At 67.1% G+C, this 18889-nt stretch carries 20 protein-coding genes; 4 read left to right on the plus strand and 16 right to left on the minus strand.

The window, feature by feature from the left end; genetic code table 11:
• Window positions 1–67: 67 nt before the first annotated feature.
• Both P9849_RS12265 and mgrA read right to left on the minus strand, forming a co-directional pair.
• The gene (locus P9849_RS12265; protein ID WP_278267055.1) at window positions 68–1153 is read right to left on the minus strand and encodes an inositol-3-phosphate synthase; all 1086 of its coding nucleotides are present in this window, start codon (window positions 1151–1153) and stop codon (window positions 68–70) included.
• A gap of 235 nt (window positions 1154–1388) precedes the next feature.
• Window positions 1389–2441, minus strand: coding sequence for an L-glyceraldehyde 3-phosphate reductase (mgrA, locus tag P9849_RS12270; RefSeq protein WP_278267056.1), 1053 nt, complete (start codon window positions 2439–2441; stop codon window positions 1389–1391).
• A gap of 292 nt (window positions 2442–2733) precedes the next feature.
• On the opposite strand from mgrA, the gene P9849_RS12275 reads away from it, so the two are divergent.
• Window positions 2734–2964, plus strand: a complete 231-nt coding sequence (locus P9849_RS12275; protein WP_278267057.1) for a hypothetical protein — start codon at window positions 2734–2736, stop codon at window positions 2962–2964.
• Between the two features lie 96 nt (window positions 2965–3060).
• Here the strand turns inward: P9849_RS12275 and glgX are convergent, their stop codons facing one another.
• The 4 genes from glgX to glmS form a co-directional block, all read right to left on the minus strand.
• Entirely contained in the window at window positions 3061–5181 is a 2121-nt protein-coding gene (gene glgX, locus P9849_RS12280) for a glycogen debranching protein GlgX (protein ID WP_278267058.1), read from the minus strand.
• 84 nt (window positions 5182–5265) lie between these two features.
• Window positions 5266–6879 carry an NAD(P)H-hydrate dehydratase gene (locus P9849_RS12285; RefSeq protein WP_278267059.1) on the minus strand — a complete coding sequence of 538 codons (1614 nt, stop codon included), beginning with the start codon at window positions 6877–6879 and terminating at the stop codon, window positions 5266–5268.
• 14 nt (window positions 6880–6893) lie between these two features.
• Window positions 6894–7241, minus strand: coding sequence for a holo-ACP synthase (locus P9849_RS12290; protein ID WP_066211436.1), 348 nt, complete (start codon window positions 7239–7241; stop codon window positions 6894–6896).
• Between the two features lie 5 nt (window positions 7242–7246).
• Window positions 7247–9151 (minus strand): glutamine--fructose-6-phosphate transaminase (isomerizing), encoded by a 1905-nt coding sequence (glmS, locus tag P9849_RS12295; protein ID WP_278267060.1) that lies wholly within the window; start codon window positions 9149–9151, stop codon window positions 7247–7249.
• Window positions 9152–9234: 83 nt separating this feature from the next.
• Between glmS and coaA the strand changes: the two genes are divergently transcribed.
• The 3 genes from coaA (at window position 9235) to mscL (ending at window position 11525) form a co-directional block, all read left to right on the plus strand.
• Window positions 9235–10185 carry a type I pantothenate kinase gene (gene coaA, locus P9849_RS12300; protein ID WP_066211440.1) on the plus strand — a complete coding sequence of 317 codons (951 nt, stop codon included), beginning with the start codon at window positions 9235–9237 and terminating at the stop codon, window positions 10183–10185.
• Window positions 10185–11015 carry a M15 family metallopeptidase gene (locus tag P9849_RS12305; protein WP_278267061.1) on the plus strand — a complete coding sequence of 277 codons (831 nt, stop codon included), beginning with the start codon at window positions 10185–10187 and terminating at the stop codon, window positions 11013–11015. The genes coaA and P9849_RS12305 overlap by 1 nt, the downstream gene beginning before the upstream one ends.
• Window positions 11016–11150: 135 nt before the next feature.
• The gene (gene mscL, locus P9849_RS12310; protein WP_278267062.1) at window positions 11151–11525 is read left to right on the plus strand and encodes a large conductance mechanosensitive channel protein MscL; all 375 of its coding nucleotides are present in this window, start codon (window positions 11151–11153) and stop codon (window positions 11523–11525) included.
• A gap of 79 nt (window positions 11526–11604) precedes the next feature.
• Here the strand turns inward: mscL and glmM are convergent, their stop codons facing one another.
• The 10 genes from glmM to infA form a co-directional block, all read right to left on the minus strand.
• Window positions 11605–12963: a phosphoglucosamine mutase gene (glmM, locus tag P9849_RS12315; RefSeq protein WP_278267063.1), complete on the minus strand. Its 1359-nt coding sequence runs from the start codon at window positions 12961–12963 to the stop codon at window positions 11605–11607.
• A 387-nt stretch (window positions 12964–13350) separates the two neighbouring features.
• Window positions 13351–13857, minus strand: coding sequence for a 30S ribosomal protein S9 (gene rpsI / locus P9849_RS12320; RefSeq protein ID WP_066211453.1), 507 nt, complete (start codon window positions 13855–13857; stop codon window positions 13351–13353).
• Between the two features lie 37 nt (window positions 13858–13894).
• Window positions 13895–14338, minus strand: coding sequence for a 50S ribosomal protein L13 (rplM, locus tag P9849_RS12325; protein WP_066211456.1), 444 nt, complete (start codon window positions 14336–14338; stop codon window positions 13895–13897).
• A 232-nt stretch (window positions 14339–14570) separates the two neighbouring features.
• The gene (gene truA, locus P9849_RS12330) at window positions 14571–15485 is read right to left on the minus strand and encodes a tRNA pseudouridine(38-40) synthase TruA (protein WP_278267064.1); all 915 of its coding nucleotides are present in this window, start codon (window positions 15483–15485) and stop codon (window positions 14571–14573) included.
• Between the two features lie 29 nt (window positions 15486–15514).
• The gene (gene rplQ / locus P9849_RS12335) at window positions 15515–16054 is read right to left on the minus strand and encodes a 50S ribosomal protein L17 (RefSeq protein WP_278267065.1); all 540 of its coding nucleotides are present in this window, start codon (window positions 16052–16054) and stop codon (window positions 15515–15517) included.
• Window positions 16055–16122: 68 nt separating this feature from the next.
• Entirely contained in the window at window positions 16123–17133 is a 1011-nt protein-coding gene (locus tag P9849_RS12340; RefSeq protein ID WP_066211477.1) for a DNA-directed RNA polymerase subunit alpha, read from the minus strand.
• Window positions 17134–17260: 127 nt separating this feature from the next.
• Window positions 17261–17662 (minus strand): 30S ribosomal protein S11, encoded by a 402-nt coding sequence (gene rpsK / locus P9849_RS12345; protein ID WP_066211479.1) that lies wholly within the window; start codon window positions 17660–17662, stop codon window positions 17261–17263.
• Window positions 17663–17715: 53 nt separating this feature from the next.
• Window positions 17716–18093 (minus strand): 30S ribosomal protein S13, encoded by a 378-nt coding sequence (gene rpsM / locus P9849_RS12350; protein WP_066211481.1) that lies wholly within the window; start codon window positions 18091–18093, stop codon window positions 17716–17718.
• A 178-nt stretch (window positions 18094–18271) separates the two neighbouring features.
• Window positions 18272–18385, minus strand: a complete 114-nt coding sequence (gene rpmJ / locus P9849_RS12355) for a 50S ribosomal protein L36 (protein ID WP_011775570.1) — start codon at window positions 18383–18385, stop codon at window positions 18272–18274.
• Window positions 18386–18443: 58 nt separating this feature from the next.
• Window positions 18444–18665, minus strand: coding sequence for a translation initiation factor IF-1 (infA, locus tag P9849_RS12360; RefSeq protein ID WP_009358723.1), 222 nt, complete (start codon window positions 18663–18665; stop codon window positions 18444–18446).
• Window positions 18666–18889 lie beyond the last annotated feature (224 nt).

Genomic DNA, 18889 nt, shown 5'->3' on the forward strand with positions numbered 1-18889 from the left:
ACCGGGCATGACGAAGGCCCCCTCCGAGCGGAGGGGGCCTTCGTCATGTGCGGGTCAGCGGAGAAACTCAGCGCTCCAGATCGCCCCGGATGAACGCCTCGACGTTCTCGCGTGCCGCCGAGTCGTTGACCTGCTCCGGCGGGGACTTCATGAAGTAGCTGGAGGCGGACAGCAGCGGGCCGCCGATGCCGCGGTCCAGGCCGATCTTGGCGGCACGGATCGCGTCGATGATCACGCCGGCCGAGTTCGGGGAGTCCCACACCTCGAGCTTGTACTCCAGGGACACCGGGGCGTCGCCGAAGTTACGGCCTTCCAGGCGGACGAAGGCCCACTTGCGGTCATCCAGCCAGGCCACGTAGTCGGACGGGCCGATGTGCACGTCGTCGGCGCGGAGCTCGGCCTCGACGTTGGAGGTCACGGCCTGGGTCTTCGAGATCTTCTTGGACTCGAGACGGTCGCGCTCGAGCATGTTCTTGAAGTCCATGTTGCCGCCGACGTTCAGCTGGTACGTGCGGTCCAGGGTCACACCGCGGTCCTCGAACAGCTTGGCCATGACGCGGTGCGTGATGGTGGCGCCGATCTGGCTCTTGATGTCGTCGCCCACGATCGGGAGCTTGGCAGCCTCGAACTTCGCGGCCCACTCCGGGGTGCCGGCGATGAAGACGGGCAGCGCGTTGACAAAGGCCACGCCGGCGTCGATGGCGCACTGCGCGTAGAACTTGGCGGCTTCCTCACTGCCGACGGGCAGGTAGCAGACCATGACGTCCGCTTCGGCGGCCTTGAGGGCGGCGACGACGTCGACCGGTTCCTCCGGCGCCTCCACGATCGTCTCGCGGTAGTAGCGGCCCAGGCCATCCAGGGTGTGGCCACGCTGAACGGTCACACCCGTACTGGGCACGTCGGCGATCTTGATCGTGTTGTTCTCGCTGGCGCCGATGGCGTCGGCCAGGTCCAGACCCACCTTCTTCGAGTCGACGTCGAAGGCGGCCACGAACTGCACGTCGCGAACGTGGTACTGCCCGAATTCCACGTGCATGAGGCCGGGAATCGTGCTGTTCGGATCAGCATCCTTGTAGTACTCGACGCCCTGCACCAGGGAAGCGGCACAGTTGCCTACGCCAACAATGGCAACGCGAATGGGGTGTGACGGCACGGAACTCCTTAGTCAAATACGTGAACTGCGGGCTCCACCCGGGGCCGGGGAGCGGCAGCGAGCGCCCGGCGGCGATGCCTCAGGCGCTCATGCAGTCTATCGAACACGCCGAAGTGGCCCTAAAACCCTCGGCAACACCTCACAACGCTCCGGGCCACGTTTTTAGTCCCGGCCCCGGAACGTGAGCGACGACGGCGGCCGGGCGGCCGCCGTCGTCGCTCACGTGTGCGGGTGGTCAGGAGTTGCGGTGCAGCTTCGGCGACCAGACGTTGATGTCCGACTCGACCGCGAACTTGTCGATCGCGGAGAGCTCGTCGGCCGTGAAATCGAGCCGGTCGATGGCGCCGAGGGTATCCTCGAGCTGCCGCACGCTCGACGCGCCGACCAGGGCGGATGTGACCGGGGAGCCCTTCGGCTGGTCCCGGAGGATCCAGGCGATGGCCATCTGGGCGAGGGTCTGCCCGCGCCCGGCGGCGATCTCGTTGAGGCCGCGGACGCGGTCCATGGCCTCGTCGGTCAGCGCCTTCTCGCTGAGGAACCGCTGCTGCGCGGCGCGCGAATCCGCGGGGATCCCGTTCAGGTAGCGGTCGGTGAGCATGCCCTGGGCCAGAGGCGAGAACGCGATGGTGCCCGCGCCCACCTGGTCCAGCGCCTCATAGAGGTTCGGCGTGCCGTCCTCGGTCCAGCGGTTCAGCATCGAGTAGCTCGGCTGGTGGATGAGCAGCGGGGTCCCGAGGTCCTTGAGGATGCGGGCCGCCTCCAGGGTCTGCTCCGGGGTGTAGGAGGAGATGCCCGCGTACAGCGCGCGGCCGGAACGGACCGCGGTGTCCAGGGCGCCCATGGTCTCTTCGAGCGGGGTCGCAGGATCCGGGCGGTGGCTGTAGAAGATGTCGACGTAGTCCAGGCCCATGCGCTGGAGCGAGGCGTCCAGGCTGGAGAGCAGGTACTTGCGGGAGCCCCACTCACCGTAGGGGCCTTCCCACATGTGATACCCCGCCTTGGTGGAGATGACGAGTTCATCCCGGTACGGGCGGAAGTCCTCCGCGAGGTGCCGGCCGAAGTTGGTTTCGGCGCTGCCGGCAGGCGGACCGTAGTTGTTGGCGAGGTCGAAGTGGGTGACGCCGAGGTCGAAGGCACGGCGCAGGATGGCGCGCTGGGTTTCGAAGGGCTTGTCGTCGCCGAAGTTGTGCCACAGGCCGAGGGAGATGGCCGGCAGCTTCAGACCGCTGCGTCCGACGCGGCGGTAGCGCATGGTGTCGTAGCGCTGAGGGGAAGCAAGGTAAGTCACGTCACCATCCTGCCACTCGAGTAACCCGCGGGCGAGGACCGTCCCGCAGAGTGAACCCCGGTGCACAGGGGCCGGGGCTGGACCCACCTGTGACGCGCCGGAGCATGGGCGACGTGCCGGCGCAGGAGTGCCCGATGGCGACGGCAACCAGCCCGACTGAGCACCATCACTCGACCTTGCACTTTCTCGGGATTCGCGGCGCTGAGCCCCGAGAAAGTGCAAGGTGAACCACGGTTCCAGGCCTCCACTCCAGCCACCACGAGGGCTTCACCGGAGGAGCTGTGAACAACGCTTGGACGTGGCCGGGGCCGCGCCGATCACCGCCAGGAGGATTCCTCTCCCCCTCCGGGTTGATCCCCTGCCGATCGACCAGTGTCGCGACAAGACCCGGCTGGTGCAGCGCATCGAGGACAACCTGGCCCGGTACCTCACCACGGCTGTCGAGCAGCGCTCGGCAGAACTCGCGAAGCTCAAAACCTTCCGCGAAGAGGCTGCAGTCCGGGCGTCGGCCCTGACGAAGTAGCAGTCCGTCTCCTGTGACGCGCGTGGGCCGCGTTCCACCTGGAACCCGGCCCACGGCGCGTCGTGCGGGAGCGCCGGATCACTCCACGACTGGCCCCTACCCCCGCCAGCCCTGCAGCACGAGCATGGACTTGGCCGGCACCGAGACCTTCGACCGTGCCGCGAGCGATCCCTTGCATTCACGGCCCGAAGTGTCCAGCACGGGGGTCCAGGACGCGGAGTAGTTCTCTGCCGGGAGCGTGAACTCCACCTCGTCGTCGTGGGCGTTGAAGCAGAGGATGAAGTCGTCGTCCAGGATCTCCTCGCCGCGCTCCCCCGGCGCCTGGATGGCGCCGCCGTTGAGGAACATGGCGAGCGTCCGGGCGAAGCCGTTGTTCCAGTCCTCGTCGGTCATGGGCGTGCCGTCCGAATCGAGCCAGACGACGTCGGGCAGCCACTCGCCCTCGGAGGTTTCGGCCGGGCGACCGTCGAAAAAGCGGCGGCGCCGGAACACCGGATGCTCCTGCCGCAGCTTGCTCAGCCGGCCGGTGAAGTCGATCAGGTCCTCGTCCACCTCGTCCCAGTGCACCCACGTCAGCGGCGCGTCCTGGCAATAAGCGTTGTTGTTGCCGTCCTGGGTCCGGCCCAGTTCGTCGCCGTGCAGGATCATTGGGACACCCTGGGACAGCAGCAGCGAGGCCAGGAGATTCCGCTGCTGCTGTGAGCGCAGCGCCAGCACCTCGGGGTCGTCGGTGGGGCCTTCGACGCCGCAGTTCCAGGACCGGTTGTGGGACTCGCCGTCGCGATTGTCCTCGCCGTTCGCCTCGTTGTGCTTCTCGTTGTAGGACACCAGGTCGCGCAGGGTGAACCCGTCGTGGGCCGTGACGAAGTTGATCGAGGCCACCGGACGCCGCCCGGAGTGCTCGTACAAATCCGCCGAACCTGTCAGGCGCGAGGCGAACTCGCCCAGCGCTGCCGGCTCACCACGCCAGAAGTCGCGGACCGTGTCCCGGTACTTGCCGTTCCATTCGGTCCACTGCGGCGGGAAGTTCCCCACCTGGTAGCCACCCGGCCCCACATCCCACGGCTCGGCGATGAGCTTCACGCGGGACACCACCGGATCCTGCTGCACGAGTTCGAAGAAGGACGACAGCTTGTCCACGTCGTAGAACTCACGGGCCAGGGTGGCCGCGAGGTCGAAGCGGAAGCCGTCCACGTGCATCTCGGTCACCCAGTACCGCAGCGAGTCCATGAGGAGCTGCAGCGAGTGCGGGTTGCGCGCGTTCAGGGAGTTCCCCGTCCCCGTGTAATCCATGTAGTACTGGGGATCGTCATCGGTCAGTCGGTAGTACGCGGCGTTGTCGATGCCCCGGAAGGACAGCGTAGGACCGAGGTGGTTGCCCTCCGCGGTGTGGTTGTAGACCACGTCCAGGATCACCTCGATGCCGGCCCGGTGCAGATCCCGCACCATGGCTTTGAACTCCTGGACCTGCTCGCCCTGCTCCCCCGTGGAGGAGTACTTGTTGTGAGGCGCGAAGAAGCCGATCGTGTTGTAGCCCCAGTAGTTGGAGAGACCCTTCTCCTGCAGCACCGAGTCGTTGACGAACTGGTGCACGGGCATGAGCTCGATCGCCGTGACCCCGAGGTCCTGCAGGTGCTTGATCACCGACGGGTGCGCGATGCCCGCGTAGCTGCCCCGCTGATCCTCCGGAACGTCCGGGTGCAGCTGGGTGAGGCCCTTGACGTGTGCCTCGTAGATGACGCTCTGGTGGTACGGGATGCCCGGCTGCTGATCGCCCGCCCAGTCGAAGTACGGGTTGATGACCACGCCCAGCATCACATGCGGCGCCGAGTCGTCATCGTTGCGCTGCGTGGGGTCCTCGTGGTCGTAGCTGAACACGGCCGGATCCCAGTCGACCTGTCCCGCCACGGCCTTCGCGTAAGGGTCCAGGAGGAGCTTGTTCGGGTTGAAGCGATTGCCGCGCTCGGGCTCGTACGGGCCGGATACCCGGTATCCGTATTTCTGGCCGGGGCGCACGGCCGGCAGGTACGCATGCCAGACGTACCCGTCCACCTCGGTGAGCGGGATGCGCTGCTCGCCGCCGTCGTCGCCCACCAGACACAGTTCGACGGCCTCGGCGCGTTCGCTGAAGAGCGCGAAATTGGTGCCTGCGCCGTCATACGTCGCCCCGAGCGGATACGCCTTGCCCGGCCAGACTTGCTGATTCACATTCTCCACGCGGTGTGCCTCCTCAGGCGGTAGTCCCGGTGCCCCTGCGGGCTCACCTTAGTGCACTCAGATGTCGATTCCGCTACGCGGATGTCATGGAGCATCCCACACGAGGCGTACGGCGTGGGCGATGTCCCGTGCGGTGATCGGATGGCCGCGCCCGCCATCGGCCTCTCCCGACGCGATCCGGCCCGCCCTGCCGTGCACCGCGGCGGCCAGAGCGGCGGTGGCGGCCCAGCGTCCGGCGTCGCCTTCCTCCCGGCCCGACGACGGCGCCGCGCCGCCTTGCGCGAGCAGCGCGCCGAGGACTCCCGCCAGGACGTCCCCGCTGCCCGCCGTCGCGAGCCACGGTGTGCCGTCGGCCTGGGAGAAAAGGCTCCCGCCGGGCTCGTGGCACAGGGTGTGCGGCCCCTTCAGCAGGATGGTCGTCCCGGTGAGGCGGACCGCCTCCCGCAGCGAAGCCCCGGCGGTCGCTTCGACCTCCGCGCGGTCACGCTCCGTCCCCAGACGGCCCAGGAGCCGGGCGAGTTCCCCGGCGTGCGGGGTGAGGATGAGCTCCGGACGGTCCTCGACGCGCTCCCCCACGAGGTCCAGTGCTCCTGCGTCCACGACGGCGGGCTGTCCCAGGCTCAGAGCCTGTCGGCAGCGGTCCAGCTGTTCCTCGCCGGACACCCCGGACCCGAGAACCCAGGCCTGGACCCGGCCCTGCAATTCGGGACCGGTGTGGCAGACCACTTCCGGCAGCGCGGCGTTGACCAAGGCGGCCACCGACGGCGGGCCGAAATAGCGGACCATGCCGGCCCCGGCGGCCAGGGCGCCGGTGCAGGCCAGGAGGGCGGCGCCGGGGTATTCCTCCGACCCGGCCACCACCCCCAGCACGCCGCGCGTGTACTTGTGGCCCTCCGCCGCGGGCCGTGGCAGGAGACGCGAGACGTCCTCCGGCGCGAGCCGCAGCACGACCGGTTCCGGAAGACGGTCCTCCACGCCGATCGGAACCACCTCCACCCGGCCGGCGCATCCCGCCCCCGGGGGAAGGAACAGCCCGGACTTGGCCGTGGCGAACGTGACGGTCGTCCCGGCCCGGAGCACCGGACCGGTCACCTCACCCGTCGTCGGGTCGACGCCGCTGGGGACGTCGCAGGCCACGACGTATGGAATGGCGCGCCCCTCGGAGCCCTCACGGAGCAGGAGTTCGACCAGTCCGGCGGCGGTGCCCCGGAGTCCGCCGCGTGAGCCCGTGCCCAGGATCGCGTCGATCACGATGTCCGCCCGGACGCACTGGTCCTGCGCCTCAGCGAGCGTGCACAGCGGGAGCCGGGCGGCGTCGTCGCGCGCCGGATGGTCGCTGGCCGAACCGTCCTGCTGCGCAGGATCGCCGGGCGCCAGACGCACCGCCCGGCCCCCTGCGGCCAGGAGTGCCGCGAGTCCCTCGGCATGGGCCGACGCGTCCACGAGGACGGCAGTGACGGCCACGCCGCGCCGGGCCAGGAACGCCAGGGCCCAGAGCCCGTCGCCCCCGTTGTTCCCTTTGCCGATCAGGCCTGTCACCCGGGCCCCGTAGACCCGTCCGCGCCGGGCCCGGAGTTCCCGGGTGATCGTCAGAGCAAGACCGTGGGAGGCCCTGCACATGAGTTCGGCGCCCATCCCGGCGTCCAGGGCGGGCCGCTCAGCGGCCCGCACCTGATCCGCGGAATGAGCGCCGATCATGTCCTGCTCGTCGTCTAGCGTTCCGCCACGACCATGGCGGTGGCGATCCCACCGTCGTGGCTCATCGACAGATGCCAGTGCTTGATGCCCTTGGAATCGGCCACGGCCTTGACCGTGCCCTTGACTTGAATGCTGGGCCCTTCAGAGGAGAGCCCGATCCAGCAGTCCTGCCAGTTCATGCCCGCCGGAGCGCCCAGAACCTTGGCCACGGCCTCCTTGGCGGCGAAACGCGCGGCCAGGGAGCGGTCGTTCAGTTCGCGCTCGGCAGGGACGAAGAGCCGGTCCCGCAGCGCCGGAGTGCCCTCCAGCTGCCGCTTGAAACGCTCGATATCCACCACGTCAACGCCGATTCCAACAATCATGGCGCTTATTCTACGGTCACGCTCTTGGCGAGGTTACGCGGCTGATCCACGTCGTAGCCCTTCGCCTCGGCGAGAGCTGCGGCGAAGAGCTGCAGCGGCACCGTGGTCAGGAGAGGCGCCAGCAGCGGCGGGGTCTCCGGCACGTAGAAGACGTGCTCGGCGTAGTCCACCACGTCCGTGTCGCCTTCCTCGGCGATCACGATGGTGCGGGCGCCGCGGGCGCGGACTTCCTGGATGTTGGAGACCACCTTGGAGTGCAGCGAGTCGCGGCCGCGCGGGGACGGCACCACCACGAAGACCGGCTGGCCCTCCTCGATCAATGCGATCGGGCCGTGCTTGAGCTCACCGGCGGCGAAACCCTCGGCGTGGATGTACGCGAGCTCCTTGAGCTTGAGCGCGCCTTCCATGGCGACCGGGAAGCCCACGTGACGGCCCAGGAACAGGACGGACTTGGCCTCGGCCATGCCGCGGCCCAGGGACTTGATGTCCTCTTCACGCTCGAGGATCGCGGAGATCTTGGCCGGGATCTTGCCGAGGTCGGACAGGATGTCCTTGATCTCGCCCTTGAACTTGTTTCCGCGCAGCTGTGCCAGATAAAGGCCCAGCAGGTAGGCGGCGGTGATCTGCGCCAGGAACGCCTTGGTCGAGGCGACGGCGATCTCCGGGCCGGCGTGCGTGTAGAGCACGGCGTCGGATTCACGCGGGATCGTGGAACCGTTGGTGTTGCAGATCGCCACGGTCTTGGCGCCCTGCTCACGGGCGTACCGGACGGCCATGAGGGTGTCCATGGTCTCGCCCGACTGGGAGATGGAGACGATCAAGGTGTTCTCGTCCACGATCGGATCACGGTAGCGGAACTCGTGGCTCAGCTCCACCTCGGTGGGGATGCGGCACCAGTGCTCGATCGCGTACTTGGCCACCTGGCCGGCGTAGGCGGAGGTGCCACAGGCGAGCACGATGATCTTGTTGACGGACTTGAGCAGCTCGGGGTCGATGCGGACCTCGTCGAGCGTCAGGTTGCCGTGGGAGTCGGAACGGCCCAGGAGCGTGTTGGCCACGGCCTCAGGCTGGTCGTGGATCTCCTTCTCCATGAAGGACGGGTAGCCGTCCTTCTCGGCGGATGCCGGATCCCAGTCCACGTGGTACTCACGGCCCTCGGCCGGGTTGCCGTGGAAGTCGGTGATCTCCACGGTGTCCGGGGTGATCGTGACGATCTGGTCCTGGCCCAGCTCGACCGCGCGGCGCGTGTAGTCGATGAAGCCGGAGACGTCGGAACCGAGGAAGTTCTCTCCGTCGCCGAGTCCGACGACCAGCGGGGAATTACGGCGGGCCGCGACGACGGCCTCAGGGGCGTCGGCGTGGATGGTCAGCAGGGTGAAGGCGCCCTCGAAGCGCTGGCAGGCCTGACGCATGGCCTCGGTCAGGATGGCGGTGCCGGAGTCGCCGGACATGGCGCCGCCCGCGAGCTTGCGGTAGAGCTGGCCGAGCAGGGCCGCGGCCACCTCGGTGTCCGTCTGGGAGAGGAACTCGACGCCCTGGGCGAGCAGTTCCTGCTTGATCTCCGAGTAGTTCTCGATGATGCCGTTGTGGATGAGCGCCAGCTTGCCACCGTCGGCCAGATGCGGGTGCGCGTTCTGGTCGGTCGGGCCGCCGTGGGTCGCCCACCGGGTGTGCCCGATCCCGGTCAGGGACTCGGGGAGCGGGTGCGCTTCGAGCTCGCTCAGCAGGTTCGCCAGTTTGCCGGACTTCTTCCGGGCGGCGACACCGCCTTCTTCGAGCACGGCGACGCCCGCGGAGTCGTATCCACGGTATTCCAGACGACGGAGGCCTTCCAGGACCACGCCGAGGGCTGAGCGGCCCGCTTCATCGGCAGTGGTGGTCCGGCCGGTGTATCCCACAATTCCACACATGCGCACAAGCCTACCGGCCCGGGCGTGTGCATTTCATTCTGGCCCCGCGGGCGGGCAGAATCTCTTAGGTGAGTTTGCACCGCATGGACAACCAGGGCGACGGCGCGTCCCCCTTCGTGGAGCTGGACCGCCAGACCTGGTCGCGGTTGGCCGCCCAGATGGAGCAGCCGCTCAACCAGGAGGACCTGGACCGCCTGCGCGGCCTCGGCGACCCCCTGGACATGGCGGAGGTCCGGGACGTGTATCTTCCCTTGTCACGCCTCCTTCACCTCTATGTGGAGGCCGCCGGCCAGCTGCACTCCGCCACCACCACCTTCCTCGGCGAGCAGACCCAGCGCACCCCGTTCGTGATCGGTGTCGCCGGCTCGGTCGCGGTAGGCAAATCGACCATCGCCCGTGTGCTCCGGGAGATGCTGCGGCGCTGGCCCGGCACCCCCAATGTCGAGTTGATCACCACGGACGGCTTCCTCTACCCCCTGGCCGAGCTCCGCCGTCGTCAACTCCTGGACCGCAAGGGCTTCCCGGAGTCCTACGACCGCCGCGCGCTGCTCCGGTTCGTCGCGGCGATCAAGGGCGGAGCCGAGGAGGTGCGGGCGCCGTGGTACTCGCACGTCACCTATGACATCGTCCCGGGCCGCGAAGTGGTCGTCCGCCGGCCGGACGTGCTGATCGTGGAGGGCCTCAACGTCCTCGCCCCCGCGCAGATCCGCCAGGATGGCCGGCTCGGACTGGCCCTGTCGGACTTCTTCGATTTCTCCATCTACGTGGATGCGAAGACCCAGTACATCGAAGAGTGGTACGTGGACCGCTTCCGCAAGCTCCGCACCACGGCGTTCTCCCAGCCCGACTCCTATTTCCACCGCTACGCGTCCCTCAGTGATGCTGAAGCCGAGGAGACCGCCCGGGACATCTGGAAGCGCATCAACGAACCCAACCTCGTCCACAATGTGCTGCCCACCCGGGGGCGGGCCCAGCTCGTGCTGACCAAGGACCCGGATCACTCGATCCGGCGCATGCTGCTCAGGAAGGTCTGATGGAACCACGACGGAGAAATCTTCTGCGGGCCGGCCTGCTCGGCGCCGGGGCACTCGGCCTCGCCGCCTGTTCGCCGACGACGCCGCCCCAGGGTTCCGCCTCGGCCTCACCAGCCGCGGCGGGTGGTATCTCCGCCTCCGGTTCGCGCGCGCCGTCGCCGTCCGCTTCCGCCGCGCCGTCGCCGAAGCCCACCCCGGCCGCCCCGTACCTGTCACTGCGAGGCACACGGCACTCGTTCGATGACCCCCGGAGCCCGTGGGTCGTGGTGAACAAGCACCGGCCCCTGCGACCCGTGGACTTCGCGCCGCAGGACCTGCGCGCCCCCGCGGTCGCATCCACGGCTCAGGGTGAACTTGCCCTCGTGAACGCGACCACCGCCACTGCGGCCGAGAAGATGTTCGCCGCCGCCTCTCAGGACGGCGTGGGCCTGGTCCTGGCGAGCGGATATCGCTCTCACGCGACCCAGGTGCGGCTGTACCAGTCGTACGCGGATGCCCGCGGCGCCGCCAGCGCGGACACTGCCTCGGCCCGCCCGGGCTACTCCGAGCACCAGACCGGCTGGGCGTTCGACATCGGGGACAGCGGCGGCGCCTGCGCCTTCGTCCCGTGCTTCGCCTCGACCCCGGCTGCCGTCTGGGCCGCCAAGCGGGCCCACGAGTTCGGTTTCATCGTCCGCTATCAGATGGACCAGGAGGCCGTGACGGGTTATCTCGCGGAGTCCTGGCACCTGCGGTACATCGGCCCGGAAGCCGCCCGCGACATGCATCAGCGCGGCATCAAGAACCTGGAGCAGTACTTCGGTCTGCCCTCCGCACCCGGCTACCGCTAGCCTGCGAAAAGCTGTCAATCACTGGCCATGGCGGTTGCAGCGGATGTGGAATTCTGTCACTTCCAGACACGCCGTTCGGAGAAAAGTAAGCTTTAAGCCACCTGATCGGGCGTTGGATGCGCTAGTTTGAAGCTTATGCTCAAGGGTTTCAAAGAATTCATCATGAAGGGCAACGTCGTCGATCTGGCCGTTGCCGTCGTTATGGGCGCCGCGTTCAGCGCCGTCATCGACTCCATCGTCAAGGGGCTGCTCACGCCGCTGATCGCCCGTCTGTTCCAGGCCAAAGACCTCGCCGGGATGACCTGGGAGGGCTTCGCTTACGGCAGCGTCATCGCCGCAGTCATCAATTTCGTCCTCATCGCCGCCGCCATCTACTTCGTCATCGTCATGCCGATGAACCACATGATCGCCCGTCGCAATGCCAAGCTCGGCATCAAGGAAGAGGAGGAGGCGGTCGATCCCCAGATCGCCCTCCTCACCGAGATCCGCGACTCCCTCAAGAACCGCTGACCCGCAGACCCTTCTCCCCGGAACGACCGAAGGCCGCCACCCGAACGGGTGGCGGCCTTCGTCGTCGTGACGCGGGGACTCAGGAGGTCGACTCGAGTGCCAGGTGCTCCTTGACGATCGCCGCGAGATCCTCGCACACGCGAGTGGCGGTCTCCATGTCCGCGGCCTCCACCATGACCCGGACCACGGGCTCGGTGCCGGAGGGGCGCAGGAGGACGCGACCGGTCTCGCCGAGCTCCTGTTCCGCGCGGGCCACGGCGGCGGCCACGTGGGGATCCTGAGTGGCGCGGGCCTTGTCGACGCCCTTGACGTTGATCATGAGCTGCGGGAGCTTGTTCATGGCCCCGGCCAGGTCCTTGAGGCTGCGGCCGGTGCGGGCTACCTGAGCGGCCAGCTGAAGGCCCGTGAGGAGGCCGTCACCGGTGGTCGCGTAGTCCGCGAAGATCACGTGGCCCGACTGCTCGCCGCCGAGGTTGAAGCCACCCTCGCGCATGCCTTCCAGCACGTAGCGGTCCCCGACCGCGGTCTCCTTGATGGTGATCCCGGCGTCGCGCAGGGCGATCTTGAGGCCGAGGTTGCTCATCACGGTGGCCACGAGGGTGTCCTGGCTGAGCTGGCCGGCCTCCTTGAGGGAGAGCGCCAGGATCGCCATGATCTGGTCGCCGTCGACCTCCTGGCCCTCGTGGTCGACCGCGAGGCAGCGGTCGGCGTCGCCGTCGTGGGCGATCCCGAGGTCCGCGCCGTGCTCCAGCACCGCTGCCTTGAGCGGGCCGAGGTGTGTGGAGCCCACGCCGTCGTTGATGTTCAGGCCGTCCGGATCGGCGCCGATGACCACGATGTCCGCGCCGGCATCCTTGAAGAGTTCAGGGGAACAGCCGCTGGCGGCGCCGTTCGCGCAGTCCAGCACGACCTTGAGGCCTTCGAGGCGCTGGGGGGCGATCGACCGCAAGAGGTGCAGGATGTAGCGGTCCTCGGCGTCGGAGAAGCGGCGGATACGGCCCACGCCGGCGGCCTGGGGGCGTTCGAAGCCGAGTTCCATCTGGGCCTCGATCGCGTCCTCCACCTCGTCCGGCAGCTTGTGGCCGCCGCGGGCGAAGAACTTGATGCCGTTGTCCGGCGCCGGGTTGTGGGAGGCGGAGATCATGACGCCGAAGTCGGCCTCCAGGTCCGCCACCAGGAAGGCGGCGGCCGGGGTGGGCAGCACGCCCGCGTCGTAGACGTCCACGCCGGAGCTGGCGAGGCCGGCCTCGACGGCGGCCGAGATGAACTCGCCGCTGGCCCTCGGATCTCGTGCGACGACGGCGCGTGGCCGACTGCCGTTGCTGTGGTTGTGCCCCAGCACCACGGCCGCGGCCTGAGCCAGCTGCAGGGACAGTTCAGCGGTCAGCAGTCCGTTCGCCAGGCCCCGGACACCATCGGTTCCAAATAATCTAGACATCGGATCGATTCTAGCCGACGGGACCCCCGGCAGCGCAGACCGTCGTTCCGGGGCTCCGTTCCGCTCCCCCGCTGCCGGCCCGTCGCGACACCCCCGCCACCGGACCCGCGCCCTGGCCCTCCGACGTCGTTTTCCCCGGTCATCCGGACTTTCCCCGCCGCTGCAGCGCAGGGGAATGTCCACAGCCCCGGGGAACTCCGAAGGCCCGGCAGCCGAGAAACGGCCGAGCCTGGAGGAAACGCCGAGAGACCCCCAAGGGCCGGTCGCCCTGCGACCGGCCCTTTCGGGAAGACGACGCCCCCAGCGCTTGTGGAGCCAAGCGCTGAATCGCGCCGAGGCGCCAAAAAAGCGGCTCGCGCTGCGAACCGCTTTTTTGGTAGGCGCGATTTAGCGCTTGGAGTACTGCTGTGCCTTACGGGCCTTCTTGAGACCGGCCTTCTTACGCTCGATGACGCGGGCGTCACGAGTCAGGAAGCCGGCCTTCTTGAGGGTCGGGCGGTTGTTCTCGACGTCGATCTCGTTCAGGGAACGAGCGATGCCGAGGCGCAGCGCACCGGCCTGGCCGGAGGGGCCACCACCGTGGATGCGGGCGATGACGTCGTAAGCGCCCTCGAGCTCGAGGATGCGGAACGGCTCGTTGACTTCCTGCTGGTGCAGCTTGTTCGGGAAGTAGTTCTCCAGCTCGCGGCCGTTGATGGTCCACTTGCCGGAACCCGGAACGACGCGCACGCGGGCGATGGCTTCCTTACGGCGGCCGACACCGGAGCCGGGCACCGTCAGGGCCGGGCGCTCCTTCTGCTCGGAAGCCTGCGCCGGGGCGCTCTCCGAGGTGTAGCTGGTGGGGATTTCCTCGGCCTCGACGGCCTCGGTGGTCAGTTCTTCGTTCTGAGCCACGATTCTCCTTGAAAACTAAGTTGGGTGGTGGCCAGGACTACTGGGCGACCTGGGTGATTTCGAAAGTCTGGGGCTGCTGAGCGGCGTGCGGGTGCTCAGCACCGCGGTACACCTTCAGCTTGGTCAGCTGAGCGGCAGCCAGGGAGTTCTTCGGCAGCATGCCCTTGACGGCCTTCTGCACGGCCAGAACCGGGTTCTTCTCCAGCAGTTCGGCGTAGTTGACGCTCTTGAGGCCGCCCGGGTAACCGGAGTGGCGGTAAGCGCGCTTCTGCTCGAGCTTGGCGCCGGTCAGGGCGACCTTCTCAGCGTTGATGATGATGACGAAGTCGCCCATGTCCATGTGAGCGGCGAAGGTCGGCTTGTGCTTGCCGCGCAGGAGATTGGCGGTGTGGCTGGCAAGACGGCCCAGGACGACGTCGGTTGCGTCAATGACGTGCCACTGGCGATCAACATCGCCGGGCTTCGGGGTGTACGTACGCACGGTGTATGCCTCGTTCTTGTTCTGGCGTTCAAAGTAGTTTCAGCAGGCGTGAGTTCCTGCTGAAGGGTTCCTGTGCGACCGGATCAGAGGTGAGGGCTCTAGGGAACCAGTGAGACCCGAAGCTCGATAGCGCGACCGGATTCACGATCCATGCAACAGAATCATCCGGCCGGCACCCAACATCGAGAGGGCACACGCACAACGACTTAAAACTTTATCGTTAATGACCCGTTCAGGCAAAAGCGCCGGGCCGGCCCTCGTCCCGGACGGCCCGGGTCTGGTCGGCGCGGGCCTTGAGCTGGTCATCCTCGGGGTAGGCGACGTACTCCAGCACCAGCGGATGCGCCGGCGCCAGGACCGATCGCGAGTCACGCTTCCTCTCCAGCAGCCGCTCCCAGAGCCACGGAGGCGGCTCGGCGCCCTCCCCCACGGTCAGCGTGGCGCCGATCAGCGCCCGCACCATGTTGTGGCAGAACGCGTCCGCCTGGATGTGCGCCGTGATGATCCCGTCCGCGCCCCGTTCGAAGTCGAAACGCTGGAGCTCGCGAACCGTGGTGGCCCCTTCACGGGGTTTGCAGTAGGACCTGAAGTCGTTCAGTCCCAGGAGCTGCGCGGCGCCGCGATTCATCGCCTCGGTGTCCAGGGCCTTCTTGTGCCACAGCACGAGCGAGCGGCCCAGCGGATCCCAGTTCCGCGCGTCGTCGGCGATCCGGTAGCTGTAGCGGCGCCACAGGGCGCTGAAGCGGGCGTCGAAGCCCTCCGCCGCGAGCTCCACGCTGTGCACGACGACGGCGCCGCTCAGGTTCCCGAGAACCTTCGCCAGGGTGCCGCGGAGCCTGCGCTGCAACGTCTGGGCGGCGCCGTCCACGTTCCCGCGGCCCACACGCTCCCACTCCGCCTCGGTGGTGTCCCAGTGGACCACCTGTCCGCGGGAGTGGACGCCCGCGTCAGTCCGCCCGGCGACCGTGAGGCGCACAGGCCGGCGGAGGATCATCTCGAGAGCTTCCTCCAGCACGCCCTGGACCGTGAGCAGTCCCGGCTGCACGGCCCAGCCACGGAACGGGGCGCCGTCATAGGCCAGCCCCATCCGGACACGAAGAAACCCGCCGTCACCGGTGGGGGTGACGACGGGTTCTTCGAACTGCATAGACCAAAGTCTACTGGGTTGAAGGAGCCTTACTTGGCGTCCTTCTCCTCAGCTGCTTCCTCGGTGGCCTCTTCGGCGACGGGAGCCTCGACGGTCTCCTCGACGACCTCAGTGGTCTCCTCGGCCGGAGCCTCGACAGCGGCTTCCTCGGCCGGAGCGGCCTTCTCAGCAGCCTTGGTGGCCTCGGCCACGACGGCCTGCTTCGCGGAGAGCGGCTCGAGCACGAGCTCGATCACGGCCATGGGGGCGTTGTCGCCCTTGCGGTTGCCGATCTTGGTGATGCGGGTGTAGCCGCCGGGACGGTTCTCCACCTGCTTGGCGATGTCGGTGAACAGCTCGTGGACGATGCCCTTGTCGCTGATCAGGCCGAGCACGCGGCGGCGGGAGGCGAGGTCGCCACGCTTGGCGAAGGTGACCAGACGCTCGGCGTACGGCTTCAGGCGCTTGGCCTTGGTGACCGTGGTGGTGATGCGCTTGTGCTCGAAGAGCTGAGCGGCCAGGTTCGCGAGCATCAGGCGCTCGTGAGCCGGGCCACCGCCCAGGCGCGGACCCTTGGAGGGGGTAGGCATAGTTCTATCTCCTAGATGGGTGGTTTCACCGGGCCATCAACGGCCCGGGAGAACCAAAATCTGCTTTATCAGGCTTCTTCGTCGCTGAAGGTCGCGTCGTCCTCATCGATCGCGGCCGCGCGGGCGGCGAGATCGAATCCGGGAGGCGAATCCTTCAGAGAGAGACCCAGTTCAACAAGCTTGGCCTTGACCTCGTCGATGGACTTGGCACCGAAGTTCCGGATGTCCATCAGGTCGGCCTCGGAACGCGCCACGAGTTCGCCCACGGTGTGGATGCCCTCGCGCTTGAGGCAGTTGTAGGAACGGACGGTGAGGTCCAGTTCCTCGATGGCCAGCGCCATGTCGGCTGCCAGAGCAGCGTCCGTGGGCGACGGGCCGATTTCAATGCCCTCAGCGGCAACGTTGAGCTCGCGGGCCAGACCGAAGAGCTCGACCAGCGTGGTGCCGGCGGAAGCGACGGCATCGCGCGGGGCGATGGACTGCTTGGTCTCGACATCGACGACGAGCTTGTCGAAGTCGGTGCGCTGCTCGACACGGGTGGCCTCCACGCGGAAGGTCACCTTCATGACGGGCGAGTAGATCGAGTCGACCGGGATACGGCCGATCTCGGAGTCGCCAGCCTTGTTCTGAGCAGCGGAGACGTAGCCACGGCCACGCTCGATGGTCAGTTCGAGCTCAAACTTGCCCTTGGAGTTCAGGGTCGCGATGTGCAGGTCCGGGTTGTGGAATTCCACGCCGGCCGGCGGAGCGATGTCCGCAGCGGTGACGACACCGGGACCCTGCTTGCGCAGGTATGCGACAACCGGCTCATCGTGCTCGGAGGACACCGACAGGTTCTTGATGTTCAGGATGATCTCAGTGACATCCTCCTTCACACCCGGAACAGTGGTGAACTCGTGCAGCACGCCGTCGATCCGGATGCTGGTGACAGCAGCGCCGGGGATCGAGGAGAGCAGGGTACGACGCAGGGAATTGCCGAGAGTGTAACCGAAGCCCGGCTCCAGCGGTTCGATGACGAACCGGGAGCGGTTTTCGGAAACGACCTCTTCAGTGAGGGTGGGGCGCTGTGCAATGAGCACTTATGTTTCCTTTCAGCGAGCATCCGCTATATGACGCAACACAGGTAGTGGAAATCGACGTCGTTCCGTCGGTCATGCCGTCACCGCCGCCCGAGGCGGTGATGACGGCATGACCAGGCCACTGCTACTAGACGCGGCGGCGCTTCGGCGGACGGCAGCCGTTGTGAGCGCTCGGGGTCACGTCCTGGATGGAACCGACCTCGAGGCCGGCGGCCTGCAGCGAACGGATAGCCGTTTCGCGGCCGGAGCCCGGGCCCTTCACGAACACGTCCACCTTGCGGAGACCGTGCTCCTGCGCGCGCTTCGCGGCGGTCTCAGCAGCCATCTGCGCGGCGTACGGGGTGGACTTGCGGGAGCCCTTGAAGCCGACCTCACCGGCGGAAGCCCAGGAGATCACAGCACCGGACGGGTCCGTGATGGACACGATGGTGTTGTTGAAAGTGCTCTTGATGTGCGCCTGTCCAAGCGCGATATTCTTCTTGTCCTTCTTACGCGGCTTGCGGACAGCGCCACGAGTCTTCGGGGGCATGCTTTTCTCCTACAGAAAGTTTCTTGGGAAACCCGGAGCTAAACCCAAGGGGTTTAGCGGCCGGCCTTCTTCTTGCCTGCGACGGTCCGCTTCGGACCCTTACGGGTGCGAGCGTTGGTCTTGGTGCGCTGACCGTGGACCGGCAGGCCCCTGCGGTGACGCAGACCCTGGTAGCTGCCGATCTCGACCTTGCGGCGGATGTCAGCAGCCACTTCGCGGCGAAGGTCACCCTCAACCTTGTAGTTGCCCTCGATGTAGTCACGCAGCTGAACCAGCTCAGCGTCACTGAGGTCCTTGACCCGGACGTCCGGGCTGATGCCGGTGGCAGCCAGGGTTTCCTGTGCACGGGTCTTGCCCACGCCGTAGATGTAAGTAAGCGCGATCACCAACCGCTTTTCGCGGGGGATGTCAACGCCAGCGAGACGAGCCATGTTTGGCGGTACTCCTTGATTGAACCGGAGGTCGTAGGCAGTACACCCGCAGTTTCACTGCGGCCCCAGCCTCCGACCGGGGGTTAGCTGTCCGGGCCCATTACGTCCCAGCGCAGCTTGTGCTGCCTTATCTATTACTTGCGTGGGCAAGCAGTCCAGTGTGGTCCCCGAAGGGGAATCAGCCCTGGCGCTGCTTGTGGCGCGGGTTCTCGCAGATCACCATGACCCGGCCGTTACGGCGGATCACTTTGCACTTGTCGCAGATCTGCTTGACGCTCGGCTTGACCTTCATGGCTTTCCTTTGCGTGTTTGCAGTTGTCCTCTGCCGCGGCGGGCCGCGGCAGTGGTCTTTACTTGTAGCGGTAGACGATACGACCCCTGGTGAGGTCGTAAGGGCTCAGCTCCACCACCACGCGGTCCTCCGGGAGGATCCTGATGTAGTGCTGACGCATCTTTCCAGAGATGTGTGCCAAGACGATGTGCTTGTTCGTCAGCTCAACACGGAACATCGCGTTGGGCAGCGCTTCGGTCACCACGCCTTCGATCTCAATGACCCCGTCCTTCTTGGCCATATCCTCCGCTAACTGTTGTGCCGGAGAGCACGGGTGTGCTCAGCAGGCAATGGGTGTTTTCCTGTGGGATCATTCCCACAGGCTGCCAGTCCATGCATTCCCACCCTGAAGTGGGCCGACCCCACACGCTCGGAAGCGCAGAGGGCATGACGGAACAGACAACCAACCATCAACTGTACGGCATCCGGTGCCAGAAGTTAAATCGGGCCATGATAGCCGTCCTT

Source organism: Arthrobacter sp. Y-9 (genome assembly GCF_029690065.1).
GTDB lineage: Bacteria > Actinomycetota > Actinomycetes > Actinomycetales > Micrococcaceae > Arthrobacter_E.

What these genes read in the sequence shown, in the direction of transcription:
- P9849_RS12285 (WP_278267059.1), bottom strand. Translation starts at nt 6,879, where the DNA reads ATGATCGGCGCTCATTCCGCGGATCAGGTGCGGGCCGCTGAGCGGCCC.
- P9849_RS12290 (WP_066211436.1), bottom strand. Translation starts at nt 7,241, where the DNA reads ATGATTGTTGGAATCGGCGTTGACGTGGTGGATATCGAGCGTTTCAAG.
- glmS (WP_278267060.1), bottom strand. Translation starts at nt 9,151, where the DNA reads ATGTGTGGAATTGTGGGATACACCGGCCGGACCACCACTGCCGATGAA.
- coaA (WP_066211440.1), top strand. Translation starts at nt 9,235, where the DNA reads ATGGACAACCAGGGCGACGGCGCGTCCCCCTTCGTGGAGCTGGACCGC.
- P9849_RS12305 (WP_278267061.1), top strand. Translation starts at nt 10,185, where the DNA reads ATGGAACCACGACGGAGAAATCTTCTGCGGGCCGGCCTGCTCGGCGCC.
- mscL (WP_278267062.1), top strand. Translation starts at nt 11,151, where the DNA reads ATGCTCAAGGGTTTCAAAGAATTCATCATGAAGGGCAACGTCGTCGAT.
- glmM (WP_278267063.1), bottom strand. Translation starts at nt 12,963, where the DNA reads ATGTCTAGATTATTTGGAACCGATGGTGTCCGGGGCCTGGCGAACGGA.
- truA (WP_278267064.1), bottom strand. Translation starts at nt 15,485, where the DNA reads ATGCAGTTCGAAGAACCCGTCGTCACCCCCACCGGTGACGGCGGGTTT.
- rplQ (WP_278267065.1), bottom strand. Translation starts at nt 16,054, where the DNA reads ATGCCTACCCCCTCCAAGGGTCCGCGCCTGGGCGGTGGCCCGGCTCAC.
- rpsK (WP_066211479.1), bottom strand. Translation starts at nt 17,662, where the DNA reads ATGCCCCCGAAGACTCGTGGCGCTGTCCGCAAGCCGCGTAAGAAGGAC.
- rpsM (WP_066211481.1), bottom strand. Translation starts at nt 18,093, where the DNA reads ATGGCTCGTCTCGCTGGCGTTGACATCCCCCGCGAAAAGCGGTTGGTG.
- rpmJ (WP_011775570.1), bottom strand. Translation starts at nt 18,385, where the DNA reads ATGAAGGTCAAGCCGAGCGTCAAGCAGATCTGCGACAAGTGCAAAGTG.
- infA (WP_009358723.1), bottom strand. Translation starts at nt 18,665, where the DNA reads ATGGCCAAGAAGGACGGGGTCATTGAGATCGAAGGCGTGGTGACCGAA.